Genomic DNA, 262 nt, shown 5'->3' with positions numbered 1-262 from the left:
ACCGACAATATGCAGCAAAGCGTAAATGACGTCCAGCAAAAAGCGGACACCCTGAACAGCAACTGGGGCAAAAACGTCGATTCCACGAAATTGATCAGAAATGACGTATACGGCATTTTAGGGAACGCGCTCGTTGACGGACAGGAAAACGGCTATGTTTACGATTATCTCGCCAATCCGCTTAAAATCAGCGGAGAGGTGCCGGAAGACCGGGTTCAGAATGTTCCGCCGGTCGTCATTTTGGTGATCGTCCTGATCAGCA

Annotated in this window: 1 protein-coding gene; it reads left to right on the top strand. The window is 49.6% G+C overall.

The annotated features are described in order from the left end of the window. A partial coding sequence (locus SB660_RS21535; RefSeq protein WP_410584447.1) for a hypothetical protein occupies positions 1 to 262 on the top strand: 262 nt, incomplete at both ends.

It is taken from the genome of Bacillus sp. SIMBA_005 (assembly GCF_046535585.1).
Taxonomy (GTDB): domain Bacteria; phylum Bacillota; class Bacilli; order Bacillales; family Bacillaceae; genus Bacillus; species Bacillus pumilus.
The sequence above is the reverse complement of the archived record's forward strand: the minus strand, read 5'-3'. Positions and strand labels throughout refer to the sequence as shown.